1 protein-coding gene is annotated in these 293 nt (G+C 47.8%); it reads right to left on the minus strand.

What is annotated here, in order from left to right:
* Positions 1-293 (minus strand): EF-Tu/IF-2/RF-3 family GTPase (locus tag A3751_RS03205; RefSeq protein WP_255376070.1); only part of this gene is annotated, 293 nt, incomplete at both ends.

The raw sequence follows: 293 nt of genomic DNA on the forward strand, positions 1-293 counted from the left end.
CGGAACATCTCAACACCAGTACACGTAGTCGTTTGAGTGTCGCGGATACCAACGATCTCGATCTCTTCGCCTACCTTGATGATACCACGCTCAACACGACCAGTTACTACCGTACCACGACCAGAGATAGAGAATACATCTTCTACTGGCATTAGGAATGGCTGATCGACTGCACGCTCTGGCTCTGGAATATACGTATCAAGTGCTTCAACAAGTTTCTTAACGGCTGTAGTACCTAGCTCGTTGTCATCTTCACCGTTCAATGCCATCAAAGCAGATCCAGGGATGATTGG

The organism is Oleiphilus sp. HI0080 (assembly GCF_001635135.1).